The organism is Arsenophonus endosymbiont of Crataerina pallida (genome assembly GCF_964020125.1).
Classification (GTDB): domain Bacteria; phylum Pseudomonadota; class Gammaproteobacteria; order Enterobacterales; family Enterobacteriaceae; genus Arsenophonus; species Arsenophonus nilaparvatae.
In genome coordinates, this window is the sequence record NZ_OZ026540.1 from 3,328,524 (window position 1) to 3,352,999 (window position 24,476).

Here is a 24,476-nt window from a genome sequence, read left to right on the forward strand (position 1 = left end):
GGAGAGCAGTTACACATGCAGCTTAATTTCAGTTCGTTAGATTCTTTTGATCATGTCATATCTCCTTTTGAAGAAATGGCAGCTTATGAAGCTTTGTGGTCTGAAAATGGAGCTACATTCAGGTCTATTGCAGACAGATTTAGAAAATATCCTGATACCATTCCATCAAGAATGGTTACTGAGAATGTAAGAAAAGAATTTAAGGAGATCTTAAAAGATATTTTTGACCGATTTCAGGTTAAGCATTTTGGAATTAGAATACATGGAGCTAATGAATATCCCGAGAAATTAAGGGATGCTAAACATCCGATAGAAGTTTTTTATTATCAGGGATGGTGGGATCTAATAAATACTCGCAACGTTGCAGTTGTTGGCTCTCGTAGGGTATCTGAAGAAGGTAAGAAAAGAACAAGAAAGCTTGTTAAATGCCTTATAGAAGATAATTTTACCATAGTTTCCGGTCTTGCTGAAGGTGTTGATACTGAGGCTCATAGAACAGCATTGGATGCTGGAGGGAATACTATAGCAGTTATTGGCACGCCGTTATCACATTTTTATCCAAAACAGAATATTGAGTTACAACAACGGATTAGAGAAAATTATTTATTGATCAGTCAGGTACCGTTCAAACGTTATCTAGATCAAGATTATCGTACTAATAGATTATTTTTTCCTGAGCGCAATGCTACTATGTCTGCTTTATCGGAAGCGACAATTATTGTAGAAGCATCCGATACGTCAGGAACTTTGACTCAAGCCAGAGCAGCTTTGGATCAGGGTAGAAAATTATTTATACTGGATAGCTGTTTCCAAAATAGTACAATATCTTGGCCTGCAAAATATGAAGCTCGTGGTGCAATTAGAGTTAAGAACTACCAAGATATTAAGGATAATCTGTGACATTTCTATTACAAAAGATAGATGAGCTTACTCTTGGTCATCATTTTCATTTAACTGAAGATGATATCTGTCTTTATTTTGGAGAGTATACAGCGGAAAAAGGATTTGCTTTCAGTAATACTAACAATTTGATTCTTAATTTAAAAAAGGATGTTTTAAAAAAAGATAAACCTGAATATAAATACAAGAAAAGAGCGATTAAACAAATAGCTTCTTTTTTATCTGAATATCGTGATTATTTACTTAAATGTACAGTTGTACCTGTCCCACCATCTAGATGTAAATTAGACCCCAAATATGATGATAGATTAATTAACATCCTTGATGAATGTAAAAAAATAAATTCCACTGTTGACTTTAGAGAGCTAATAACACAAAGAGAAACGTTAATAGCATCACATAATTCTTCAAATAGACCATCTTGTGAAGAATTAGCAAATAATTATGAATTCCATGGCTCTTTAGCCAATAATATTAGATCTACTATAATTATTTTTGATGATGTTTTAACCGCTGGTAGTCACTATAAGGCGATGAAAACCGTTATTAAGCAACATATTCCAGATGTTCAAATAATAGGGCTTTTTATCGCAAGAACGATTAGAAATATTATTGATGATTTTGATGTTATAGATTTTTAATCAAATTTTATATTCAACGCCGATTTTCCCCCAGCAGTTTTTGTGTATCGATACCGTGTTAGCGGAAATAAAACAGCTTTTTGAACACTTCCACCATCAACAAATCGGGATAATCACCGCGCGCACTGACCATTGGTACGAAGGTGAACTCACCCACTTCCTAGAACGTCATTAATTAATCTTAACGCCCCTTGCTAAGGGGCAATCTTTCATCAATTTCATTATTGAGGAATACCTTTATGTCAAATTTAATCAACATCGAAACAAAAAACATCAATGGCGGATTAATCCAAACGGTTAATGCTCGTGATTTACATGCGTTTTTGGAAAGTAAGCAGGAGTTTGCTAATTGGATAAAAGATCGCATTCAACAATATGGTTTTATTGAACATCAGGACTTTTTGATAAATTTATCAAAAACCCCAAATGGAGGCCGTCCAGCAAAGGAATATCATATTTCCCTCGACATGGCGAAAGAGCTATCAATGGTTGAGCGCAATGAAAAAGGGAAACAGGCCAGACAGTACTTTATTGAATGTGAGAGACGAATTTTACAACCTCAAACATTACTACCAACGGCAAAAGAACTGGCGCTCATGGTTGTTCGTGCCGAGGAAGAGAAAGAAAAGTTATTACTGGAAAATAAAAACCTATCAACCGAAAACGATTGTCTTAAAAATCTATTCAAAGAAGGCATGACCCCTACCCAATTTAGCAAAATGCTTAACGGCGTGAATAGTCAACAGATAAATCATTATCTTGCTGAGATTAAGTGGCTCTATAACGACAGTAAGTCCGGCAACAATTTACGCTGGCGTGTTGCCGCTACCGCTCGGGATAAATATTTAACCGAAAAACAAAACGAAATAAGCCCCCATGGTGCAAATAGCTTTATTAGCTATCGCCCTGTTTTGCTCAGAAAAGGCGCACAGCGACTTTATGACCAGTATTTGGCTGACAAATTCCCCTGAAAAAGAACTGGAACGGATTACATACCCATGACAAAACTATCCAGATTGTCGCCTGAACAAAAGACAATCGCAAAAACCTTCACCCCTCGCCCTTACCAAAATCTCATTATCAATCACCTGCTCGATATTAAACGCTCAAATGTCTGGGCGGGGATGGGAATGGGTAAAACAGCAGCAACCCTGACGGCATTAGAAAATCTCTATTTATCAGGCAGTGAAACCAAACCCACACTGGTATTAGCCCCTTTACGGGTAGCCCAATCCACTTTGCCTGACGAAGCGCTTAAATGGGGCCACCTGCGTAATATTGAAGTGCAGCCCATTATTGGCACTGCAAAAACGCGGATGACAGCTCTCAAAAATACCCATGCCAGCGTATTTACGGTCAATTATGACAATCTCGTCTGGCTGGTTGAAACACTAGGTGACAGCTGGCCTTTCGGCACGATTATCGCTGACGAGAGCACCCGGTTAAAATCATTCCGGCTACGCAAAGGCGGTAAACGCACCGCTGCACTCGCCAAAATCGCCCATAAATCGGTTCATCGATGGGTAAATCTGACCGGTACGCCTTCACCGAATGGCCTGATGGACTTATGGGGGCAAACCTGGTTTGTTGACCAGGGCGAACGGCTAGGCAGAACCCATAATGCGTTTACGTCTCGCTGGTTTAACCGTATCCAGTTCCCCGGGCAACAGTGGAGCAGGTTTGAGCCTTTAGGGTTTGCTCATCAACAAATTCAGTTAGCACTCAGCGATGTCACGCTATCCCTTAATGCCGCTGATTGGTTTGATATCGACGAACCCGTACACAACGTTATTAACGTTGAACTACCCGCGAAAGCGCGAGCACACTATCAGGCCATGGAAAAAGAACTGTTTCTTGAATTGGGCGAGAGTGCGATTGAAGCGTTAAATGCCGCGGCCAAAACAATAAAATGTTTGCAAATTGCCAGTGGTGCTATTTATAGCGATGACAATCGCAACTGGACAGCGATACACGATGTCAAAATCCAGGCACTGGAGAGTATTGTTAATGAATCAGGAGGGACGCCAGTACTGGTCGCTTACCATTGGAAACATGACCTTGAAAGATTAGTAAAAGCGTTTCCAAAAGGCAAAATGTTAGACGCTAACCCACAAACCCTTACCAACTGGAATAGTGGCAAAATCCCGTTGCTTTTTGCCCACCCCGCAAGCTGTGGACACGGCTTAAATTTACAGGACGGCGGTAACATTCTGGTCTTTTTCTCCCATTGGTGGGACTTGGAGCAGTACCAGCAAATTATCGAGCGTATCGGCCCCACGCGTCAAGCGCAAGCCGGACATAATCGCCCTGTCTTTATTCATCATATCGTCGCTAAAGATACACTCGATGAAGTGGTGATGGCGCGCCGTAATTCAAAACGGGCAATACAGGATTTATTACTGGAAGCGATGAAGATAAAGTAAAAAAGACCAGCGCAAGGCTGGCCAACACCAGGTAAAAAAATTGTGAATAGCAAACACACAACCAAATAACTATGCCAAAGTATATCAAGACTGTATATATAAACAGACTTAACCTTAAATTTACAAAAATTTATATTTTAATATCAAATAGTTATCATTAACATTACCATTCTCATTAACAACGGAGAGCCCACCATGTGGATTTTAATCCTAGGCATGTATGCCAGCCCTTATGCATCGAGTAACTTTGCAAGTGTTCATACTCAGGAATTTGACACTGAGAACATGTGCCAATTCGCCGCTAAACAGTTTGAGAGGGAATTTGAAACTTTCAAGGATATCAACGCCAAAGCGATTTGCGTTAAGAAATAAGCTAATTTTACAAAGGCCAAACCATGAAACTTAACATCATCAAATTATTAATCACGACATTATTGTTTATCAGTGCAGCGTTCGCCTTCGAACTGATAGTTGGACATCTTGCGCACGCCGATACCGTCATTGACCCACAAATCAGGTTTAAACGTGGCGAATTAGGCAATATCCATTTAGGCGGGCAAGAGCTACTGGTTATCGGCATTATGATAGTGCCAGCACTCTTTGTCTATTTAGGGGTATTCCTCGACACATTGAAGAAATAGCATAGAGCGAATAAGCATTATCCCACCTGAATTTACCCCACTCAAATTACCCATACCGAAAGGTAAGCGTTTAACAGTAATAAAGGAGAATATCCTATGAATGAATCCCCTTTTGTCAAAACCAGTGAACTGGCAAAAAGGTACAAAGTGTCAACTCACACTATCAGACTATGGGCGGGTAACGGATACCAACGGCGGGAAGGTTTTCCACGCCCTCGGTTTAGATCTGATGAGCTTAATTTTGCCCGGCAGGATATTCTGGATTGGGAGATGGGTAAACGATTTGATTAACTTTATTCCACCAGCGATCATAAGCCTCTCGCTGTTCCTCTAGGTAGGTATGCTTGTCGTATACCTGCCAAATCCCCGGTAGTTTATGCCCTAACATGATCTCAGCAACATGGGGCTGGGTTAATTCCGCAACCCCCGTACGCATGGTTTTACGCAAATCGTGAATTGACCAGTGAGTATAGTTCTCAAATCTGCGAGCCATTTTTTTGTTGAGATTGCTAATAAAACTAATATGCCCACTGACACACAAAGGTTTCCCTTCTGAGACGGTAAATAAATAATCACTGCCATAATTCAATTTTTTAGCAGTTCTGATCAATTCCTCTGCCGCGGGGATAATAGGCCGGATAATGGGCTTTTTGCTTTTACACCCTGTTTTATGATTCTCTGGTGGCACTGTCCATATTCCTTTAGTAAAATCGAAATCAGCCATTTTTGCTTTTAGCAATTCACCTATCCGGCAACCAAACAATAACGCTAGGTTGATTATCAGGGCATTTCTAGGGTTATAGTCTGGCGCATCAATTAACGCAAATAATACCCTGAGCTCGTTGCTACTCAACACTCTCTCGCCTTGTTGCGTTTTTACCCCTAAATCCTGTGAGGTAACATCGATAAGTGGATTTAAAGAAATAATCCCCCTGCGAATTCCCCACCGATGGGCAGTTTTGGTATAACGTAAAATCCGTGCTCCTATCGCCGGTTTCGCTTTCACCACCTCTTCAATTAGCGATAGCCAGACATGCAAGTGCGTTTCGTTGTGGGGTAAATTGCCGATCTTGGGGAAAACATAAATTTCAAATGACCGTAATATCTCACCGGCTTTAACCTGTGAATTTTTAAGCGATTTCTCCCACCAGTCACGAATAACGGATTCAACCGTTCGCGCTTCAACTGATTTTTGTTTACGAGTGCGTTTGACCACTTTCGGGTTTCTGTGCTGCTCTAGTTCACCACGGTAAAAAAGCGCACTATCACGCGCATCTTTTAAACTAATTGCCGGATAGGTTCCAATGTCTATCCGATCACCTTTCCCCTGCCAACGATAGCGATATTGAAAAATGACTTTACCTTTTGGAGTCACGCGAACTGATAAACCCTCTCTGTCTGATTTAGTCATCATTTTAGCTTGTGGCTTACCATTTACCGCTCTTAACCAAGAATCACTTACCGCCATATTTTTTTCTCCTTACGTCTTTTTTATATAATATTTCATGTACACCAATATGTACATAAATTTGATGACACAAGGAATATAATAGGTGACTGAAAACAGTCATTCTATACTGAGATAAAAAATAAAAACATTATAAAACAAAGTATTAATTTTAATTTATCGACTGTCAGTGGCTGTTGACGACTGTTATTGAAGATTGTCTATTATTTCCATCCGTAATAAAGTTCAAAAACCTATCAATGCGCCGCTTGCTAAAACATGATGTTATAGTTACGACTTAATATAACGTTTAGCCTCAAATACATCAGGGAGTTGATTTAATTTCGCTAAAATACGACCTAAAACAGGTAAATGATTGATTTCAATATTTAAATCGGTAGTCGCCAATTGTTGTTTAACATCACTACGACTACTAACACTTAAAACATTTACTTTTTCATTAGCAAGAATAGTCGTAATATCTCTTAATAACCCACTACGATCATTAGCAATAATTCTCAATCCTAATGAATAACCACTAGCGTAGTTTTCACCCCAAATAGCATCGACAATTCTTTCTGGTGCATGCAATTGTAGCTCGATCAGTTGCTCACAATCGATACAATGGATCGAAATACCTCGACCTTTAGTAATAAAACCAACAATATCATCACCAGGAATTGGCTGACAGCAACGAGCAATGTGGTGCATCAAGTTGCCAACCCCTTCTACCACAATTCTACCGCTATCTTTCACTGGCAAGCGGATAGAGGATATTTTAGCTTCCAGTGTTTTTAACGCGGCGCGGTCTGCTTCTTCGGCAGTGGTTTGGCTAAACTTATTCTGTAAAAAATTTACTAGTTGATTAATACGAATATCACCAACACCAATACCTGCCAGCACTTCATCCAATGAGTTAACGTTGTAGCGGGTTAATAACAACTTTTCCGCCTCTTTTATACTTATCGCCAGTTGATTAAGTTCGTTATCTAATATTTGTCGCCCTGCCTGGATATTCTTATCACGATCCTGCTTACGAAGCCAATTGTGGATCTTAGCGCGACCGCGGTTTGTCGTAACATAGCCTAAATTTGGATTGAGCCAGTCACGGCTAGGATTGGGATATTTTTGCGTAATAATTTCAATTTGATCTCCCATCTGTAAGTGATAACTAAAAGGAACAATCCGGCCGCTGATCTTAGCGCCAATACAGCGATGACCGACATCACTATGAATATGGTAGGCAAAATCAAGTGGGGTTGAGCCAGCAGGCAAATCAATGACATCACCTTTAGGTGTAAAACATACACGCGATCATCAAAAACTTGGCTACGAACCTCATCAAGCATTTCCCCTGAATCAGCCATCTCTTCCTGCCAGGCTATCAATTTTCTTAACCAAACAATACGATTTTCATAGCTACTGCCTTTGCCTGTTATTACCGCACCTTCTTTATATTTCCAATGGGCGGCAATACCTAATTCAGCATTTTCGTGCATTTGGCTGGTCCGGATTTGTACTTCAATCGCTTTACCATTTGGCCCTAACACCACAGTATGAATGGATTGATAGCCATTCGGTTTAGGGTTAGCAACATAATCATCAAATTCATCAGGTAAATGGCGAAAATGAGTGTGCACAATACCTAATGCAGCGTAACAATCCTGTAAACGTTCAACGATAATACGCACAGCGCGCACATCAAACAGTTCATCAAAGGCCAGGTATTTTTTTTGCATCTTCCGCCAGATGCTATATATATGTTTCGGGCGGCCATAAATTTCTGCGGTAATACTTTCCTGTAGCATAAAATGTCGCAGTGACGAAACAAAATCATCAATATAGCGTTCACGATCGATACGACGTTCATGGAGTAATTCAGCAATCTTTTTATATTCATCCGGGTGTAAATAATGAAAACAGAAATCTTCTAGCTCCCATTTCAATTGCCCAATGCCTAAACGGTTGGCCAAAGGCGCATATATATTTAAGCACTCTTTTGCTGCTAAGACTCTTTCTTCTTCAGAGCGTTCCCTTACCTCGCGTAAATGGGCAATACGTTCTGCGATCTTAATCACCACGCAACGAAAATCTTCCACCATAGCGAGCAACATCCGACGAATATTATCCACCTGAGTAGAACTTTTTTCGCCTAATTTGCTAGCATTCAATTGGCGAATGGCGTCCATCTCCATCACACCTTTAACCAATCCGTGAATCGATTTACCAAATTCAATATTAATAATTTCCTCAGTGACAATTTTGGCATCAACTAAAGGAAACAGTATTGCCGCACGCAGACTATCGAGATCCATGCTTAATGTTGACAGGATTTCTCCCATCTCGATGCCACGCCATAGCAGTAATTGACGATGTTCATGTTGCTGAACTTTGCTATAGCAGTAATGCCAAAGTTCAATTAACTTTTGTTCTGAGTCATTGTTGGTAAGTTTGAGACTGGCAACCCACTTATCAACGGCAAATTCTCCTGCAGATGTCAAATGAGCGCTTCTAATTGCAACCATAATCTTTCCTTGCCTATTTGCTTAAATCGCGACAAAAAAGTGCCATAGACTCTAGATGACTAGTATGCGGGAACATATCTAACATCCTGACACTCATAAGTTGATAACCGGCTGTAAGTAATTGTTGACTATCTTTTACTAATGTCGTTGGGTTACAGGAGATATAGACCACCCGTTCTGGTTTAAATTTGATAATATGTGGCATTACGCCCATAATTGATTTAAACTAGCGTTAAACCGTCCTTGCGCCACCAATTCAGCGACGCCTTCAACACCAACAACAGCATTAACATGACGTGCAATAGGTAAGGTAAAATTACTCATGCCACAAAATAGATCCAAAACCCTATCTTGCGGCTCAAGCGCTAACCAATCCAACGCTTGAGCAACCATTTTTTTATTAATTTCAGGATTTACTTGAATAAAATTTTGAGGATCAAATGTCAATTTCACATTCTCAATAGAATAATAAGGCTCACTATCATTACTTGCCAAACTAACAAGTTTAAGCCGATTGGCACTATTATCAACCAAATAAACATTGAGATTATAGCGCCTGGCAAAAGCAGTTAATAATATTTTATCATTAGTAGTTAACGGCTTAAGATGACGCAAAATAACACTCACGCCGTTATCTGCATCAACAAGCTCAACATGACCTAAATGTTTAACTGCTGCCAATTTGTTTAAACAGTCAGCAACAGGAAGTAATAATTTTTCTAGTTCTGGCTGTAACACAGGACACATTTTCAGTTCCACTAACACATTTGATTGGCTCTGACGAAAACCCATGCGTAAACGACGCTCTGCATGCTGGTATTGAAGACCAAACCGCGCTCTACGGCGATATCCATACTCACTACCGGTAATAACTGGCAATGATTTTACCGCACTGCCCGTTTCACGTTGAAATAAATATTCTAACCTACTGATTTTCGCAGCACGTTGAAGAGCCGGCGTCACATGTTGTTGTTGACAACCACCACAGATGCCAAAATGACGACAAAAAGGCGCCACCCGATCAAGACTATCAGTCAATCGTTTGCTCACTTTTGCCTTGGCAAATTGCCTTTTCTCTTCTGTAAATTGAATTTGTACTTGCTCACCAGGAAGTAAATCAGTAATAAAAATTATTTTTCCTTGATAATGCGCAACACCTTGACCCTTAACATCAAGACTTTCAGCTATTACTGTCAAATTATCGGATTTAACTTTACGCTGCTTTGAAGAATAAAATTGTACCATATCATTAAAGGTATAAAATTTTGTTAGTCTATTAATAAAGAAACTGTCATCTCATATATTATCGGAAAATTAAGTTCACTTTATTCATTTTCTCAATGAGGATGAAGAATAGTATCACATCTCGAAGCAATTGAAGTAGATTATCCACCATTAAATTGTTAATTATTTGTAATTTAAAGAAATAAAGCAATAGATTTATTTATTTTTGTAAAAAATAAAAATAAAAAACAATGAAATAAATTCTCAAAAATCAAATAAACCAATATAATATTGCTAAATAATGTTATAAATTTATAACATAATGAAGTTTATTAAAATTTCAATTTCTGAATTATGTTATAACTAAATTGTTATCTAATTTCTAATAACAAATGTTATTAAAATCACTTTAATTATATAAATAGAATAATTTAGATTACAATGGTTTTTAAATTCAAAATATTTTTCACTTATCAGACCTTAACTCGATATTTAATTAATATGTTTATTCTAAAGCATTACTTAAAATATTTTCCAATCTATATATTTAAGCAATGCATATTTTCGTTATTTAATTTAATAACATAACATTTTTTAATTTTTCACTGTAAATTTTCGATATTCCTGATAAGCATAATGATCCGTCATACCGCTAATATAGTCTTGTATAAGACGCGCTCGATAATAAAATTCTAATATATCTTTTTCTGTCTCATCAGTAGTGCAAATTCTTTCAATGGCTTCACCATAAGCTAAACGATGTTTAGTTGATAATTTATGCAATAGACATGTTTCAATGAAATACTTCTTGTGATACTTATCTTGATAAAGCTGGGTAAAATCAGCACGTGGCATTAATAATAATGGGCGATAAAAGTTTAGTAAACCACTAATTATTCGATAACCCTGTAATTCTAATTGTTCAACTTCCGGGTGCATAAATACATGTTTATAGGCAACGCCTTTCAATACCTCCAAGAGATGATGTTCATCACTTTTATCTTCTAACAAGGCACTATTAAAACTTCCGGCATAAATTTCAGCTAAATGTTTAATAAAACGATGAGCACTATACGACGCCAATTTACTAATAATATTAACTCTAAGATACATAAAAAATTGATCTTGCTTGCTACGTCTTGTTTCATTGTGATTAATACTTTTGTAAGCTTTTTCTACTGTCTGTTCAAATAAATCACCTTTTGCTTTTTTACCTGTTTCCAACCAACCTTGCCGTAAATATTCCAACAGCTTATCAACACTGAAAATACCTTTTTCTACCGCATCATCCAAATCGGCACTGCAATAAGAGATATCATCTGCCGCTTCCATAATGTAGGAAAGCGGGAAACGACAATATGGCTTCATATCCAATCGACGATACAACTCTTTGATAAAACTATCTTCTGACCAATAATAGCCCGGTTTTTTAGTTAAATAATCAAAATCTTTAGGGATTTTATCCAGTTGATAAGCACCTTTAGTATATTTTAAGATTGAGCCAATTTGAGCATAAGTCAGGTTCAATTTTAATAATTGATGGATCATTCTAAGTCCCTGAGCATTACCTTCAAATTGACAAAGATCTATACGTAATTGGCGACGAAGTAAATCCTTGTTAGATTCATTTGTTAGTTGTAGAAAATTAATTTGGCATTGATCTATAGCCTTTGATTTAGTAGAAACAAATTCAGCGTCAAGTAATGTTGAAAACCAGCTCTTAATGGCGGCTTCACCAAAATGACCAAAAGGTGGGTTGCCAATATCATGCATTAAACATGCCATTTCAATCAAACTTTCAAACGCATCAAGGCGCTCAGAGAGACCATAAGTTGCCAGCAATTTCTTTTTTTCAATTGGCTTATCACAGTCTTTGCAATAAAACGGCCAATTTGCTGCACTTCTAACGAATGCGTCAGACGACTTCGAACCGCCGCATTTTGTTCTAAAGGAAAGACTTGAGTCTTCTGTTGTAATCGGCGTATTGCGGCAGAATTAATAATGCGCCCTCGATCACTTTCAAATTGACGATTAACTTGTTCCTCATTCTTTGCATCAACATTGTAATCACTATATTTACGAAGAAAATTGAGCTTTTGCCTAAAATCAATCTTGGACATTTCCCCTCCCGATGATGAAATATCCCCAGCTAATGGATCACAGTTAACTTTTTTTCTCTTTTCAATGTTACAATGGCACGGATCTGACAACATGTCTAATTAATCAACTATGAGTATGACACAATGAAAGTTGCAATAATAGGTGCAATGGAGCAAGAGGTGGCATTATTGCGCGAGCAAATCAATGCTCAGTTGACATTATCACGGGCTGGCTGCGAAATTTACTGCGGAAAATTTGATGATCTTGATATCGCATTATTAAAATCAGGCATTGGTAAAGTTTCTGCGGCAATGGGAACAACATTATTAATAGAACATTTTGCCCCTGAATTTATTATTAACACTGGCTCCGCCGGTGGGTTATTACCTGCTTTAGAGGTTGGTGATATCGTGGTTTCAACTGAAGTTTGCTATCATGATGTCAATATTACCGCCTTTGGTTACCAACCAGGCCAAATGGCACAATGTCCGGCCACATTTAAAGCGGATAAAAAATTACAAGAACTGGCCGAAAAGTGTATTGAAAAATTAGATTTACATGCTGTTCGCGGTTTTATTTGTAGTGGTGATAGCTTTATTAATGGCGCGAAAGAGCTAACCTATATTCGCCAAACTTTTCCTACTGCCATCGCTGTTGAAATGGAAAGCGCCGCAATTGGTCATGTATGTTATCAATTTGATATCCCATTCGTTGTTGTGCGTGCAATTTCTGATGTCGCTGATAAAGAGTCCCATCTCTCTTTTGAGGAATTTTTGCCTGTCGCGGCTCGTCAGTCAAGCCTATTGGTGCAAACTATGCTGGCTAATTTAGCTAACTCAAGCCAAAGCCGTAAATGAGCTATTAACAACCACTTCGGCTAGATCCCCATACTAAGGGTTATTAATTACCCTTAGTAAGTTAAGCGATTAAATACTAAATGAAGAACCGCAACCACAAGTTGTTTTCGCATTTGGATTGGTTACCACAAACCGTGACCCTTCTAATCCTTCAATATAATCAACACAACCGCCAACCAGATACTGTAAACTCATAGGATCAACGATTAGTTCGACGCCTTGCTTTTCAATCGTTAAATCACCTTCATTCATTTTATCATCAAAGGTGAAACCATATTGAAAACCACTACAGCCTCCACCAGTAATATAGACGCGCAAACGCAAATTGGGATTTTCTTCATCCGCAATCAACGCTTTAACTTTATTCGCTGCAGCATCAGTAAACTGTATAGGCAGTGCAGTATCATTACTCATTTCTAACTCCAGGCCGACATGCCAATCAATAGACGCAGGAAGCATCAATACTTCACTGGACAAGGGATGATTATCTAACAGCCGGCCAATTGGTTCAAGATCCAGCCGAAATTAACTGATTTAAAAAAATTCTCGCTACATTTGCTATTTGGTTTACTGCCAATATTGCTTTAAGATATGCGCAAAATTTCTGCTGGACCAATACTTGGAGTTATTTAATGAGTCAATCTGAAACACTTTACCTAAAAGCCAAAAAATTTATTCCTGGCGGTGTCAATTCACCGGTTCGGGCGTTTAATGGTGTTGGCGGCTATCCATTATTTATTCAGCGAGCTGACGGTGCTTATATTTATGATGTTGATGGCAAAGCTTATATCGATTACGTTGGTTCTTGGGGGCCGATGATTTTAGGTCATAATCACCCCACAATTAAGCAAGCGGTCATCCAAGCGGCAGAAAATGGCCTGAGTTTTGGTGCCCCGACCACCATTGAAGTAACAATGGCAGAAATAATTAGTCAACTTATTCCATCCATCGAAATGGTTCGTATGGTAAATTCAGGCACAGAAGCCACAATGAGTGCCATACGGCTTGCTCGCGGTTATACAGGGCGTGACAAGATTATTAAATTTGAAGGCTGCTACCATGGACATGCCGACTGCCTATTAGTTAAAGCAGGCTCAGGCGCTTTAACCTTTGGTCAACCTAATTCTCCTGGCGTTCACGCTGATGTTGCCAAACATACTCTTACCTGTACATTTAATGATTTAGATTCAGTTCGGCATACTTTTGCCCAATATCCGCAAGAAATCGCGGCTATTATTGTAGAGCCAGTAGCGGGCAATATGAATTGTATTCTACCCGAGGCTGAATTCCTGCCTGGACTACGTATATTATGCGATCAATTTGGCGCGTTATTAATTATCGACGAAGTGATGACCGGCTTTCGGGTTGCCTTAGGTGGCGCACAAGCACATTATCAAGTTAAACCTGATTTGACCTGTTTAGGTAAAATAATCGGCGGTGGTATGCCTGTTGGCGCATTCGGTGGCCGCCGCGAATTGATGGAAAAACTCGCTCCAATAGGGCCAATTTATCAAGCCGGTACCTTATCAGGCAACCCATTAGCGATGGCAGCAGGCCTTGCTTGCCTAACAGAAGTTGCTAAACCCAATACCCATAAACGCTTAGCAGAACTGACGAAAAAACTTGTTACAGGCTTACAAGAAAAAGCGCAACAAGCTGCTATTCCGTTGGTTGTTAATCATGTTGGCGGAATGTTTGGTCTATTTTTTACAGCAGCACCACAAGTTAACTGCTATCAGGATGTCATGCAATGTGATATTGAGAAATTTAAGCAATTCTTCCATTTCATGTTAGACGAAGGCGTTTATTTGGCACCTTCTGCCTTTGAGGCGGGTTTCATGTCCATTGCGCATAGTGATGAAGATATTGATCGCACAATTAAAGCAGCAGAAAATGCTTTTAATAAGATGAACTGATCATTTATTAAGCCATAAAAAAACCGGCGCTAATTTTTTACCATAGCGCCGGTTTACTAGATTTTTATTACTGTCCAAACATCTCTTTCACCCAAGCAGGTGCATCATTACTTTTGCTCTGCTGTTCATTTAAGTTCAGGTTTGGCTTCAATACTTGTACCCCTTGCTGACATAATGCTTGGGGATCCTCTGTCCATACTGGCAAAATACGATCTCCACCACCTGCGCAGTTAAAACTGCCATCGATATTCACTCGCATCTCCATAATTCCATCGGGAGAGCGATTATCCAATGCCAATGGAGTCTGATTTTCTAAATAACGACGATATAGATGTAATGCACCACTTGCACCAGTAAGATTTGTCGGACCATTATTATCACGACCAGCCCAAGCAATTGCCACTTCCTTACCATCGATACCAGCAAACCAACTATCGCGTAGATCATTTGTTGTTCCGGTCTTACCGGCTAAGTGATATTGAGCAAATTTATTCATTAATGAACGAGATGTTCCACGCTCAACCACTTGTTGCATACCATAAAGTGTTAGATAAGCTGCCTGCGGAGATACTGCCCGCTCTGCAGATGGATAACTTTGATAAAGTTCATTGCCATCACCATCAATCACGGAGCGTAATGCCGATAATGCCGCTCGATTGCCGCCACCACTAATGGTTTGAAACATTTGCGCCGTTTCCATTGGCGTTAAGTTCAAGGCACCTAATAACATTGCCGGCACTTTTTCTATCGCATCACTTGGCACACCAAGACTTACTAATACTTTACTAACCTGATCCAAGCCAACACTCAAGCCAACATTCACCGTCGGAATATTCAGCGAGCTGGCCAAAGCATCAATCAACATGACCTGTCCCCGAAAACGGCGATCATAATTTCTCGGTTCCCATATTTGATTATCAAATTTGACGCTAATCGGCTCGTCAGGTACCCAAGTATTTAAACGAAAACGGTCTGGTTCACTCAATGCGGTAAGATAAGTTGACGGCTTAGCCAGTGAACCAATTGAGCGGCGAGCATTTAACGCTCGGTTAAAACCAGAATATTGTGGTTGTGAGCCACCGACCATAGCGCGAACTTCGCCATTAATACGATCAACCACCACCATCGCGCCTTCCAGATCAGGCAACTTACGTGTTTTACGTAAATCTGCTATCCCCTGTTCGACGGCATTTTCAGCTGCTGGCTGCGAGACTGGATCTAAAGTAGTAAAGATTTTAGCTCCAGAAAGGTTATTTACTCTATCGCCCAATTTTTCAACTAATTCTTGCCGAACGAGCTGCATAAAGGCGGGTTGAGGTGTCAAAACACCGCTCCTGGGTTTAACGCCTAAAGGACGAGCACTCAATATATTATACATTTCATGATCGATAATTTCGCGCGTTTCCAACAGCTTTAACACTAAATTACGACGTTCTAGCGCCAATTTAGGGTTACGCCATGGGTTATATAGTGATGCTCCCTTCACCATACCGACTAATAACGCTTGTTGATCAATACTCAGCTCATCGATTGGACGACCAAAATAGTAGAGGCTAGCAAGGGGAAAACCCCGAATTTGGTCATCGCCGCTTTGTCCTAAATAAACTTCATTTAAGTACAGTTCAAGAATACGTTCTTTGCTATAGCGAGAATCCATTAAAATCGCCATATAAGCTTCATTGGCTTTACGTATTAACGTTCTTTCATTACTTAAAAATAAGTTTTTAACTAATTGTTGAGTCAGCGTACTGCCACCCTGAACCGTCTTACCAGCCATTAAATTAGCAATAACCGCACGCCCAATAGAATAAATACTTACTCCATCATGCTCATAAAAATGTCGGTCTTCAGTTTCAAGTAATAGTTTGACTAAAGAATCAGGAAAATCTTCTCTCGGCAAGACTAAGCGTTGCTCATTGTTCGCCGATTGCATCATGGTGATAAGTTTAGGATCTAGTCGAAAAAAACCAAACGAACGCCCATTTTCCATATTAGTAATATTGGTGAGCCGAGCATGATCAAAACTTAATTTAGCTAAAATCTGTTCTTCTCTTTGATCAGGAAAGGAAAATGGCCGGCGTAACATTTCTATCGTGTTATCTTTAACAATATACTCACCGGGTAAAGTAATTTTATTTACCTGGCGATATTGCATGCCATCTAATAATCGAATCATCTCTTCTTTACTGTAATTCATCCCCGGTTCAAGACTAACCATTCGGCCATAAACTGCAGCCGGTAGATCCCAAACTTTACCATCAAGACGATCACTGATTTTCTGATATAAATAGATACCATAGACACCAACTAACAATGCCAAGACTATGGCAATTTTGACAAACAACCAAAACCAACGCCATCTATCTTTAGGTGGCCGAGACTTATTGTCTTTACTTGCCATTAGTTCTTCTTCCTCGTTGTCATCAATATCTTCATACTCATAATCATAGTTATCTAACCGATTATTTTGATGAGATTTTGATTTTTTACCAGTGGGCTTTTTCTTAGATCTGCGCCCAATGGGTTCATAATTATCTTTGTCATGCATGGTATAAAATCAATCTTTATTTACTATTAGTTTATTTTTAGCCCAAGAGTTTAATCATAACTTACAGATATTTCTTTCATATATCTCATTAAAACAGCATTTTTATCATAATTAAATAATAAACATCCGCCAAATATCAGTTTTATACTCTGATAATAACATTATTACCACTATCTTACTAAATGAACACTATCTATCCATTAATTTATATGAAAAAGCAACAATTATTAACTTTTAGTGCCAAATATTGTAGCATTGCTTTGCCTTTAGCCGTGTCTATCACAACCGGAGTAGCTAGCAATGTATTGGTTCCCGCCACTAGAATCAGCCCAATTAGTAAAGCGTTATAAACGTTTTCTTGCTGATGTTATTACACCCGCAGGTAAATTACTAACCATTCATTGCGCCAATACAGGTGCCATGACAGGCTGTGCAACCCCCGGAGATACAGTTTGGTACTCAACATCTAATAATATTAAGCGAAAATATCCACATAGCTGGGAACTGACACAAACACAAACTGGCGATTGGATTTGTGTTAATACTCATCGAGCAAATGATTTAATTAGTCAATTTATAACTGAAAATAAAATTCCGGAATTATCCGATTATGATAACATTAGCCGGGAAGTGAAATATGGCGACGAAAATAGTCGAATCGATCTCCTTCTAAAGAAAAAACAGCAAGTTAATTGCTATATTGAAGTAAAATCAGTCACCTTACTAGAAAACAATATCGGTTATTTTCCTGATGCTGTTACAATAAGATGGCAAAAACATTTACGTGAACTATCCTTGATAGCCGAACGAGGCGAAAGAGCAGTTTTGTTCTTTGCCGTACTTCATACTGGTATAAAGAAAATGTCCGTTGCAAGCCATATTGATTGTCAATATGCTGCGCTCTTACAGCAAGCAACAAATGTTGGTATTGAAATACTCTGCTATCAGATTAAAATATCAGAAAAAGGGCTAGCAATGGATAAAAAAATACCATTTATTCAATAAACCAAGCTATTATATTCTTTTAGGCAAAATTCGTTTTACATACAAATTAAAGCAGATAACACGCGCATCACCCTGGTACAGTAAAACGAATTGTAAGAACCATTGCCAAGTTTAGAGTGTTCTGTTATTTATAGCGGCCTTAGTTTTTCCCCCTTGAGGGGTTCTTTTGAATATTGCGTGTGTAGGAGAAGCATTATGCAAGAAGGGCAAAAACCTAAAACCTCGTCCTTAAGCATTCTCGCCATCGCTGGGGTAGATCCTTACCAAGAAAAGCCTGGCGAAGAGTACATGAACGATGCCCAATTGGCACATTTTAAGCGCATTCTCGAAACATGGCGCAATCAACTCAGAGATGAAGTCGACCGCACTGTAACTCATATGCAGGATGAAGCGGCAAATTTCCCTGATCCCGTTGATAGAGCGGTACAGGAAGAGGAATTTAGCCTTGAGTTACGTAATCGCGATCGCGAACGTAAGTTGATTAAAAAAATCGAGAAGACGCTAAAAAAAGTTGATGATGAAGATTTTGGTTATTGTGAAAGCTGTGGGATTGAAATTGGTATCCGCCGCTTAGAAGCTCGTCCAACAGCTGATTTATGCATTGATTGCAAAACATTAGCTGAAATGCGTGAAAAACAGATGGCGGGTTAGCCAATAATCTTACACCATAAAAATACGGTACACAAAAGTGTACCGTATCCTTTTGAAATAAATGAGTAATTCAATAATTACTAACATTCCACCTTATATTGGCCGCTTTGCTCCGTCACCCACAGGTGATCTCCATTTTGGCTCGTTAGTTACTGCGCTTGGTAGCTACCTGCAAGCTAAAAAAAAGCAAGGAAAGTAGTATGTTAGGATCGATGACATCGATACCACTAGAGAAGTGCCGGGTGCAGCTTCTCGCATTTTAAAAACTTTAGACCATTATGGCTTACATTGGGATGGTAAAATAATCTATCAATCACAACGCCATGATATTTACTGTGACATTTTAACTCAGCTAAAACAGTGCCATGGCTGCTATTACTGTCGCTGTACCCGCCAACGTATTAATACTATTGGTGGTTATTACGACGCTCATTGTCGCAATCTTGGTTTATCTTGTTCTGCCGCAGCTTTGAGGATAATACAGTCAAAACCGGTGTATGGTTTTTATGATCAATTACAAGGTGATTATGTAGCGCCTTGCTCTTTGGCAGAAGAAGATTTCATTATTGTTCGAAAAGATAATTTATTTGCTTATAATCTTGTTGTCGTTATTGACGATCACGATCAAGGTATTACCGAAGTTTTTCGTGGTGCGGATCTCATTGCACCAACCGTTAGACAAATTTCTCTCTATCGCTATCTGGCTTTTCCGCAACCCGATTATGTGCATTTACCACTAGTATTAAATCGTTCTCATAATAAACTTTCTAAACAAAATCATACCCCGCCGCTGCCGATGAACGATCCGAGGCCTATTTTAGTTGATGCACTAAATTTTTTATCACAAACAACTATTATTAATTGGCAAGACCTTAGTACTGAACAATTACTTAGCCAGGCTGTACAAAATTGGCAATTAGATAGCATCCAACCAGGCGGGAGAATTGTTACCTATTATAATTAATTAGTAATTTTTATCCTACTTAGGCATTCTCAAAAAAAATCCTATAAGATATGATTAATTATTAGTATTTATTTTTTTAACTAAAATCGCATTAGATATCGAGGTGTATTATTTTTACCCGGGTAGCCAATTTCTGTCGTAATTTATTGATACGAGAAGAAAAGAATAATCGAAGTAAACAGAAATCTTATGATAGTTCTGCGACTGACACTAGGTCCAAAACTAAGGTAAAAGCTTTACTAACAAAAAGATATCGGATTACAAAAATCATTAAAAGTGCTCAATTAGCAGATAAACAGACGACACCCGATTCTGCTATAAATACTTCAATATCCATAGTTCCGCGCGATAAGCATCCTATTTCGCGAAGAGACATCAGTGACAATGCACTGAAAGTGCTTTATCGTCTAAATAATGCTGGCTATGAAGCCTATCTGGTCGGTGGTAGCGTCAGAGATTTACTATTAGGTAAAAAACCTAAAGACTTCGACGTTACTACAAATGCAACACCTGAACAAATTCGCAAATTATTTCGTAATTGTCGTTTAGTCGGACGCCGTTTTCGTTTAGCGCATATCATGTTTGGTTATGAAATCATCGAAGTTGCTACTTTTCGTGGTTCTCATGAGCAAACTGATACTAATAATAAGGATATGGCTCACCAGGCACAAAGTGGTATGTTACTGCGAGATAATATTTTTGGTAACATTGAAGACGATGCCATTCGACGCGACTTTACCATCAATAGCCTATATTACCGAATTAACGATTTTACCCTACGCGATTATGTTGGTGGATTTGAGGACCTAAAAAATGGCACTATTCGCCTAATAGGTGATCCAAAAATCCGTTATCGAGAAGATCCCGTTAGGATGCTACGCGCTATTCGGTTTGCCTGCAAACTGAATATGCAAATTGATGTTGAAACTGCCAAACCTATTCCACAACTGGCATTTTTATTAAAAGACATTCCATCTGCACGTCTATTTGAAGAGTCGCTCAAATTACTTCAGACTGGTCAAGGTTATCAAACCTATCAACAATTAAGGCGTTATAGTCTCTTTCAATCATTGTTTCCGTTAGTTGAACGACACTTCACCGCCAATGATGATTCACCGATGGAACTTATCATTAATCAGGTGCTGCAAAATACTGATTATCGAATAAAAAATAATAAACGCGTTAATCCTGCATTCTTATTTGCTACCATGTTATGGTATCCACTGGTAGAACATGCCGAAAGGCTTTCTCAGGAAAGTGGCTTACCCTATTACGAAGCCTTTGCGATCGCAATGAATGATATCCTCGATGAACAATGCCGTTCTATCGCTATCCCTAAACGGCTTACTTCAACAATGCGCGATATCTGGCAGCTACAATTGCGACTACCACGGCGCCAAGGGAAAAAAGCAGATAAGCTACTTGAACATCCAAAATTTCGCGCAGCGTTTGATCTCCTGGAGCTACGCGCCAACGTGGAACAACGACGTGAATTAGAAGAGCTGGCCCATTGGTGGGCTGAGTTTCAACAAGCCAATAATAACCTACAGCATGAAATGATCTCAGAGCTAGGAAGTATCCCGACTCATCGTCGTAACTGGACACGTCGTCGAAATCACACCAACCGTAAACCAATAAAAAACAACAGAGTTAATTAAATATGCAACGTGTTTATATCGCCATTGGCAGCAATCTAGATGACCCCTTACAACAAGTACAAAGTGCCATTAGAGAATTGCAGCAATTACCGAATACCAAACCAATTGCCGTTTCTTCTTTCTATCGCTCTAAACCGATGGGGCCACAAGATCAGCCTGACTATCTCAATGCCGTTATCGCGTTAGATACTGAGTTATTGCCCGAAACCCTACTTAAACATACTCAATCGATTGAATTAATGCATGCTAGAGTGCGTAAAGCCGATCGTTGGGGGCCAAGAACTCTCGATTTGGATATTATGTTATATGGCCAACAGGTTATTCAGACAACGCATTTAACTATCCCTTATTATGGCCTTAAAGAACGAGAATTTGTGCTTTATCCCTTAGCAGAAATTGCCCCTCAGCTACGCTTTCCGGATGGTGAATTACTCAGTGATAGATTGCAGCAGGTTGCTAAAAATGAGCTGACTTTATGGTAACTTAGCCAATGATTCAATTGGCTATGGGCAAGCTATATATCGATCGTAATATTTAATAATAAAATTTCATTAATAATGAAATTGTTACCGTAAATTAAACACTGCATAACTTAAAAAATAAACTTCCATTTTAAAATTGAACACGATTAGTAACCGTAGGTAATAAAATATTAGTTGTACACAACTAATATTGTCAGAAAAAATGAATAGGTAACTAAAATGAGATTTAAATGAAAAAATTTTCAAAAAAAAATGATTATTATCTGGTAACAGCAAAGGCATTAATGGTTGCCATTATACTATGCCGTTATTAAAAAAGAGTTGGAGTTAACTTATGTTGGCGTAACAATTTTAAATACTCACCAGCTGACAGTAAAAAAATTAACAGCATAAAATAAAAAAACAGATAGTTTTTAAAATAAAACCAATAATCGACGTTTATAAACGTTTTACAGTTAAAAAATTAAATTCAAATTATAATAAAAAACAAATTACTATAGAAATAGATAAACTACTATCGGTTCCGACACCTTAAAATTAAACTGAATTTTTTTATTATTTTTATTTACGCCTGCCACACGACTCACCATCATAAACTTTTACCATTATCTATAAAACTAACCAACATTATCAGAAAAAACAAAAACCATGACAGCAACATAAAGATAATGCAGCGGAAGCGCTAAAAAATAGCGCAATTCCTTATATATTTATCGCACTGTGCACTAGTAATTACGTTCTTAATCCTCGTCCTTTTTCAATTAAGTACCAAGTTATGGCATATAAGATAACAATGAAAATCACTAACACCGATAAGGTAATAGATAATTCAACATCGCTAATGCCAAGAAATCCATAACGTAACCCGCTGATCATATAGACAATCGGATTAAGCTTAGATACCATTTGCCAAAATTCAGGCAAAAGTGACAAAGAATAAAAAACACCACCTAAATACGTTAATGGTGTTAAGACAAAGGTAGGAATAATACTAATATCATCGAATGTTTTGGCAAATATCGCGTTCACCAATCCAGCTAATGAGAATAAAATTGCTGTCATTAATACAGTAATAATTACCACCCATAATGAATAAATATGTAATGGGACAAAAAAGAGCGAAACCAGAGTGACAAAAAGACCAACCAATACCCCTCTAGCAACCCCACCGCCAACAAAACCAATTATCACAATATGGGTAGGAACTGGTGCAACCAGCAATTCTTCAATGCTTTTTTGGAATTTTGCACCAAAAAATGAAGAGCAAACATTAGCATAAGCGTTAGTGATCACCGACATCATAATCAAACCAGGAACAATAAACTGCATGTAATTCACGCCATCCATATTGCCAATTCTTGAACCAATTAAACTACCAAAGATAATAAAATAGAGTGACATAGTGATCACTGGTGGTAGTAAAGTTTGTACCCAAATACGCGCAAAACGTGTTATTTCTTTGATCCAGATGGTTTTCATCGCCACCCAGTAGAGCTGAGTCATCTATTTTCCCCTTGCTTTATCGATAGTGGATGCTGTTTATTCATTAAACCAACAAATAATTCCTCCAAACGATTTACCTTATTACGCATACTGGTTATCTGTATTCCTTGCTCAGAAAATTGGCTAAATAAACCATTCAGGCCTTGATCTCGAAATACATCGACTTCTAGTGTTGAAGTATCTACCAGCCTGAATTTATAACCATCTAATGTAGGAATAGGACTCTTTGGCGCCAAATCAAAAATAAATGTCTCTGACTCCAACTGATTGAGTAGTTTTTTCATACTGGTATTCTCAATCAATTCTCCATATTGAATAATACCAATATTACGACATAACATTTCCGCTTCTTCCAGATAATGGGTCGTTAAAATAATGGTGGTGCCTTGCGCATTTAAAGTCTTTAAAAAACTCCACATTGAACGGCGCAGCTCAATATCGACCCCTGCGGTTGGCTCATCCAAAATTAATAACTTTGGTTGATGCATTAATGCGCGAGCAATCATTAAACGCCGTTTCATGCCACCGGAGAGATCTCGCGCAGGCTCATTACGTTTATTCCACAAAGCCAGTTGAGAAAGATACATTTCTGCCCGAGACAAGGCTAAGGAACGCGGAACCCCATAATAACCTGCTTGATTCAGCACTATCTGTAATACCGTTTCAAACGGATTAAAATTAAACTCTTGTGGCACTAGTCCCAATTGACGCTTAACATTCACCACGTCTTTATCGAGATCATAACCAAACACTCTCACTTTACCGCTCGTTTTATTGACTAATGAACTGATAATACCAATTGTCGTTGACTTACCCGCACCATTAGGTCCTAATAAGGCATAAAAATCACCTACCTCAACCTGTAAATCAACGCCGTTTAATGCTTTCACACCACCAGGATAGGTTTTTGTAAGCTGAAGCAGTTCTAAAGCATAAGTCATAAAAAACCTTTCTTATCTATTTTTATTCCATACATGATAATAAATCACAC

At 38.5% G+C, this 24,476-nt stretch carries 18 protein-coding genes and 4 pseudogenes; 14 read left to right on the plus strand and 8 right to left on the minus strand.

The genetic code is table 11. The features are described from left to right. Positions 1-15 precede the first annotated feature (15 nt). The 7 genes from AACL31_RS17725 (at position 16) to AACL31_RS17755 (ending at position 4,605) form a co-directional block, all read left to right on the plus strand. A complete protein-coding gene (locus AACL31_RS17725) occupies positions 16-900 on the plus strand; it encodes a DNA-processing protein DprA (RefSeq protein WP_310513575.1) in 885 nt (294 codons plus the stop codon). After that, on the plus strand, positions 897-1,541 hold the full coding sequence (locus AACL31_RS17730) for a hypothetical protein (protein WP_339053466.1): 645 nt from the start codon (positions 897-899) through the stop codon (positions 1,539-1,541). The genes AACL31_RS17725 and AACL31_RS17730 overlap by 4 nt, the downstream gene beginning before the upstream one ends. 40 nt (positions 1,542-1,581) lie before the next feature. Then, positions 1,582-1,716, plus strand: coding sequence for a hypothetical protein (locus AACL31_RS17735; RefSeq protein WP_310513633.1), 135 nt, complete (start codon positions 1,582-1,584; stop codon positions 1,714-1,716). A 64-nt stretch (positions 1,717-1,780) separates the two neighbouring features. After that, a complete protein-coding gene (locus tag AACL31_RS17740; RefSeq protein WP_339053467.1) occupies positions 1,781-2,512 on the plus strand; it encodes an antA/AntB antirepressor family protein in 732 nt (243 codons plus the stop codon). Between the two features lie 27 nt (positions 2,513-2,539). Beyond that, positions 2,540-3,964 carry an SNF2-related protein gene (locus tag AACL31_RS17745; protein WP_422389263.1) on the plus strand — a complete coding sequence of 475 codons (1,425 nt, stop codon included), beginning with the start codon at positions 2,540-2,542 and terminating at the stop codon, positions 3,962-3,964. A 195-nt stretch (positions 3,965-4,159) separates the two neighbouring features. Further along, positions 4,160-4,336 (plus strand): hypothetical protein, encoded by a 177-nt coding sequence (locus AACL31_RS17750; protein WP_310513667.1) that lies wholly within the window; start codon positions 4,160-4,162, stop codon positions 4,334-4,336. Positions 4,337-4,359: 23 nt separating this feature from the next. Next, entirely contained in the window at positions 4,360-4,605 is a 246-nt protein-coding gene (locus AACL31_RS17755) for a hypothetical protein (protein WP_339053468.1), read from the plus strand. Positions 4,606-4,840: 235 nt separating this feature from the next. Here AACL31_RS17755 and AACL31_RS17760 read toward each other — a convergent pair whose 3' ends face one another. The 4 genes and pseudogenes from AACL31_RS17760 to dgt form a co-directional block, all read right to left on the minus strand. Next, positions 4,841-6,073, minus strand: a complete 1,233-nt coding sequence (locus tag AACL31_RS17760) for a site-specific integrase (protein ID WP_339053469.1) — start codon at positions 6,071-6,073, stop codon at positions 4,841-4,843. 270 nt (positions 6,074-6,343) lie between these two features. Then, positions 6,344-8,577, minus strand: a pseudogene (relA, locus tag AACL31_RS17765) (GTP diphosphokinase). A gap of 13 nt (positions 8,578-8,590) precedes the next feature. Then, positions 8,591-9,822, minus strand: a pseudogene (gene rlmD, locus AACL31_RS17770) (23S rRNA (uracil(1939)-C(5))-methyltransferase RlmD). Between the two features lie 573 nt (positions 9,823-10,395). After that, positions 10,396-11,921 (minus strand): annotated as a pseudogene (dgt, locus tag AACL31_RS17775) (dGTPase). 123 nt (positions 11,922-12,044) lie between these two features. Here dgt and mtnN point away from each other — a divergent pair. Then, positions 12,045-12,758 (plus strand): 5'-methylthioadenosine/S-adenosylhomocysteine nucleosidase, encoded by a 714-nt coding sequence (gene mtnN, locus AACL31_RS17780; RefSeq protein WP_310511969.1) that lies wholly within the window; start codon positions 12,045-12,047, stop codon positions 12,756-12,758. A gap of 69 nt (positions 12,759-12,827) precedes the next feature. Here mtnN and erpA read toward each other — a convergent pair whose 3' ends face one another. After that, positions 12,828-13,172: an iron-sulfur cluster insertion protein ErpA gene (gene erpA, locus AACL31_RS17785; protein ID WP_032116700.1), complete on the minus strand. Its 345-nt coding sequence runs from the start codon at positions 13,170-13,172 to the stop codon at positions 12,828-12,830. Positions 13,173-13,390: 218 nt separating this feature from the next. Here erpA and hemL point away from each other — a divergent pair, with 218 nt between their 5' ends. After that, entirely contained in the window at positions 13,391-14,674 is a 1,284-nt protein-coding gene (hemL, locus tag AACL31_RS17790) for a glutamate-1-semialdehyde 2,1-aminomutase (protein ID WP_310511968.1), read from the plus strand. Positions 14,675-14,741: 67 nt separating this feature from the next. Here the strand turns inward: hemL and mrcB are convergent, their stop codons facing one another. Beyond that, positions 14,742-17,222 carry a bifunctional glycosyl transferase/transpeptidase gene (gene mrcB, locus AACL31_RS17795; protein WP_310511967.1) on the minus strand — a complete coding sequence of 827 codons (2,481 nt, stop codon included), beginning with the start codon at positions 17,220-17,222 and terminating at the stop codon, positions 14,742-14,744. A 300-nt stretch (positions 17,223-17,522) separates the two neighbouring features. On the opposite strand from mrcB, the gene sfsA reads away from it, so the two are divergent. From sfsA to folK, 5 genes and pseudogenes are all read left to right on the plus strand, one after another. Then, complete coding sequence (gene sfsA / locus AACL31_RS17800; protein ID WP_310511966.1) at positions 17,523-18,227, plus strand: DNA/RNA nuclease SfsA; 705 nt, start codon at positions 17,523-17,525, stop codon at positions 18,225-18,227. 195 nt (positions 18,228-18,422) lie between these two features. Next, the gene (gene dksA / locus AACL31_RS17805) at positions 18,423-18,878 is read left to right on the plus strand and encodes an RNA polymerase-binding protein DksA (RefSeq protein ID WP_032116626.1); all 456 of its coding nucleotides are present in this window, start codon (positions 18,423-18,425) and stop codon (positions 18,876-18,878) included. A 61-nt stretch (positions 18,879-18,939) separates the two neighbouring features. Continuing rightward, positions 18,940-19,842 (plus strand): annotated as a pseudogene (gluQRS, locus tag AACL31_RS17810) (tRNA glutamyl-Q(34) synthetase GluQRS). 317 nt (positions 19,843-20,159) lie between these two features. Further along, positions 20,160-21,500: a polynucleotide adenylyltransferase PcnB gene (pcnB, locus tag AACL31_RS17815; protein WP_339054031.1), complete on the plus strand. Its 1,341-nt coding sequence runs from the start codon at positions 20,160-20,162 to the stop codon at positions 21,498-21,500. 2 nt (positions 21,501-21,502) lie between these two features. Beyond that, positions 21,503-21,982 (plus strand): 2-amino-4-hydroxy-6-hydroxymethyldihydropteridine diphosphokinase, encoded by a 480-nt coding sequence (folK, locus tag AACL31_RS17820; RefSeq protein WP_310511965.1) that lies wholly within the window; start codon positions 21,503-21,505, stop codon positions 21,980-21,982. 732 nt (positions 21,983-22,714) lie between these two features. Here folK and AACL31_RS17825 read toward each other — a convergent pair. Together AACL31_RS17825 and AACL31_RS17830 are read right to left on the minus strand one after the other, a co-directional pair. After that, entirely contained in the window at positions 22,715-23,485 is a 771-nt protein-coding gene (locus AACL31_RS17825; RefSeq protein WP_310510966.1) for an ABC transporter permease, read from the minus strand. Beyond that, positions 23,482-24,426, minus strand: a complete 945-nt coding sequence (locus AACL31_RS17830; protein ID WP_310511964.1) for an ABC transporter ATP-binding protein — start codon at positions 24,424-24,426, stop codon at positions 23,482-23,484. The genes AACL31_RS17825 and AACL31_RS17830 overlap by 4 nt, the downstream gene beginning before the upstream one ends. Positions 24,427-24,476 lie beyond the last annotated feature (50 nt).

Coding starts and splice junctions, on each gene's coding strand:
- AACL31_RS17725 (WP_310513575.1), top strand. CDS start 16: ATGCAGCTTAATTTCAGTTCGTTAGATTCTTTTGATCATGTCATATCT.
- AACL31_RS17740 (WP_339053467.1), top strand. CDS start 1,781: ATGTCAAATTTAATCAACATCGAAACAAAAAACATCAATGGCGGATTA.
- AACL31_RS17745 (WP_422389263.1), top strand. CDS start 2,540: ATGACAAAACTATCCAGATTGTCGCCTGAACAAAAGACAATCGCAAAA.
- AACL31_RS17750 (WP_310513667.1), top strand. CDS start 4,160: ATGTGGATTTTAATCCTAGGCATGTATGCCAGCCCTTATGCATCGAGT.
- AACL31_RS17755 (WP_339053468.1), top strand. CDS start 4,360: ATGAAACTTAACATCATCAAATTATTAATCACGACATTATTGTTTATC.
- AACL31_RS17760 (WP_339053469.1), bottom strand. CDS start 6,073: ATGGCGGTAAGTGATTCTTGGTTAAGAGCGGTAAATGGTAAGCCACAA.
- mtnN (WP_310511969.1), top strand. CDS start 12,045: ATGAAAGTTGCAATAATAGGTGCAATGGAGCAAGAGGTGGCATTATTG.
- erpA (WP_032116700.1), bottom strand. CDS start 13,172: ATGAGTAATGATACTGCACTGCCTATACAGTTTACTGATGCTGCAGCG.
- hemL (WP_310511968.1), top strand. CDS start 13,391: ATGAGTCAATCTGAAACACTTTACCTAAAAGCCAAAAAATTTATTCCT.
- mrcB (WP_310511967.1), bottom strand. CDS start 17,222: ATGCATGACAAAGATAATTATGAACCCATTGGGCGCAGATCTAAGAAA.
- sfsA (WP_310511966.1), top strand. CDS start 17,523: ATGTATTGGTTCCCGCCACTAGAATCAGCCCAATTAGTAAAGCGTTAT.
- dksA (WP_032116626.1), top strand. CDS start 18,423: ATGCAAGAAGGGCAAAAACCTAAAACCTCGTCCTTAAGCATTCTCGCC.
- folK (WP_310511965.1), top strand. CDS start 21,503: ATGCAACGTGTTTATATCGCCATTGGCAGCAATCTAGATGACCCCTTA.
- AACL31_RS17825 (WP_310510966.1), bottom strand. CDS start 23,485: ATGACTCAGCTCTACTGGGTGGCGATGAAAACCATCTGGATCAAAGAA.
- AACL31_RS17830 (WP_310511964.1), bottom strand. CDS start 24,426: ATGACTTATGCTTTAGAACTGCTTCAGCTTACAAAAACCTATCCTGGT.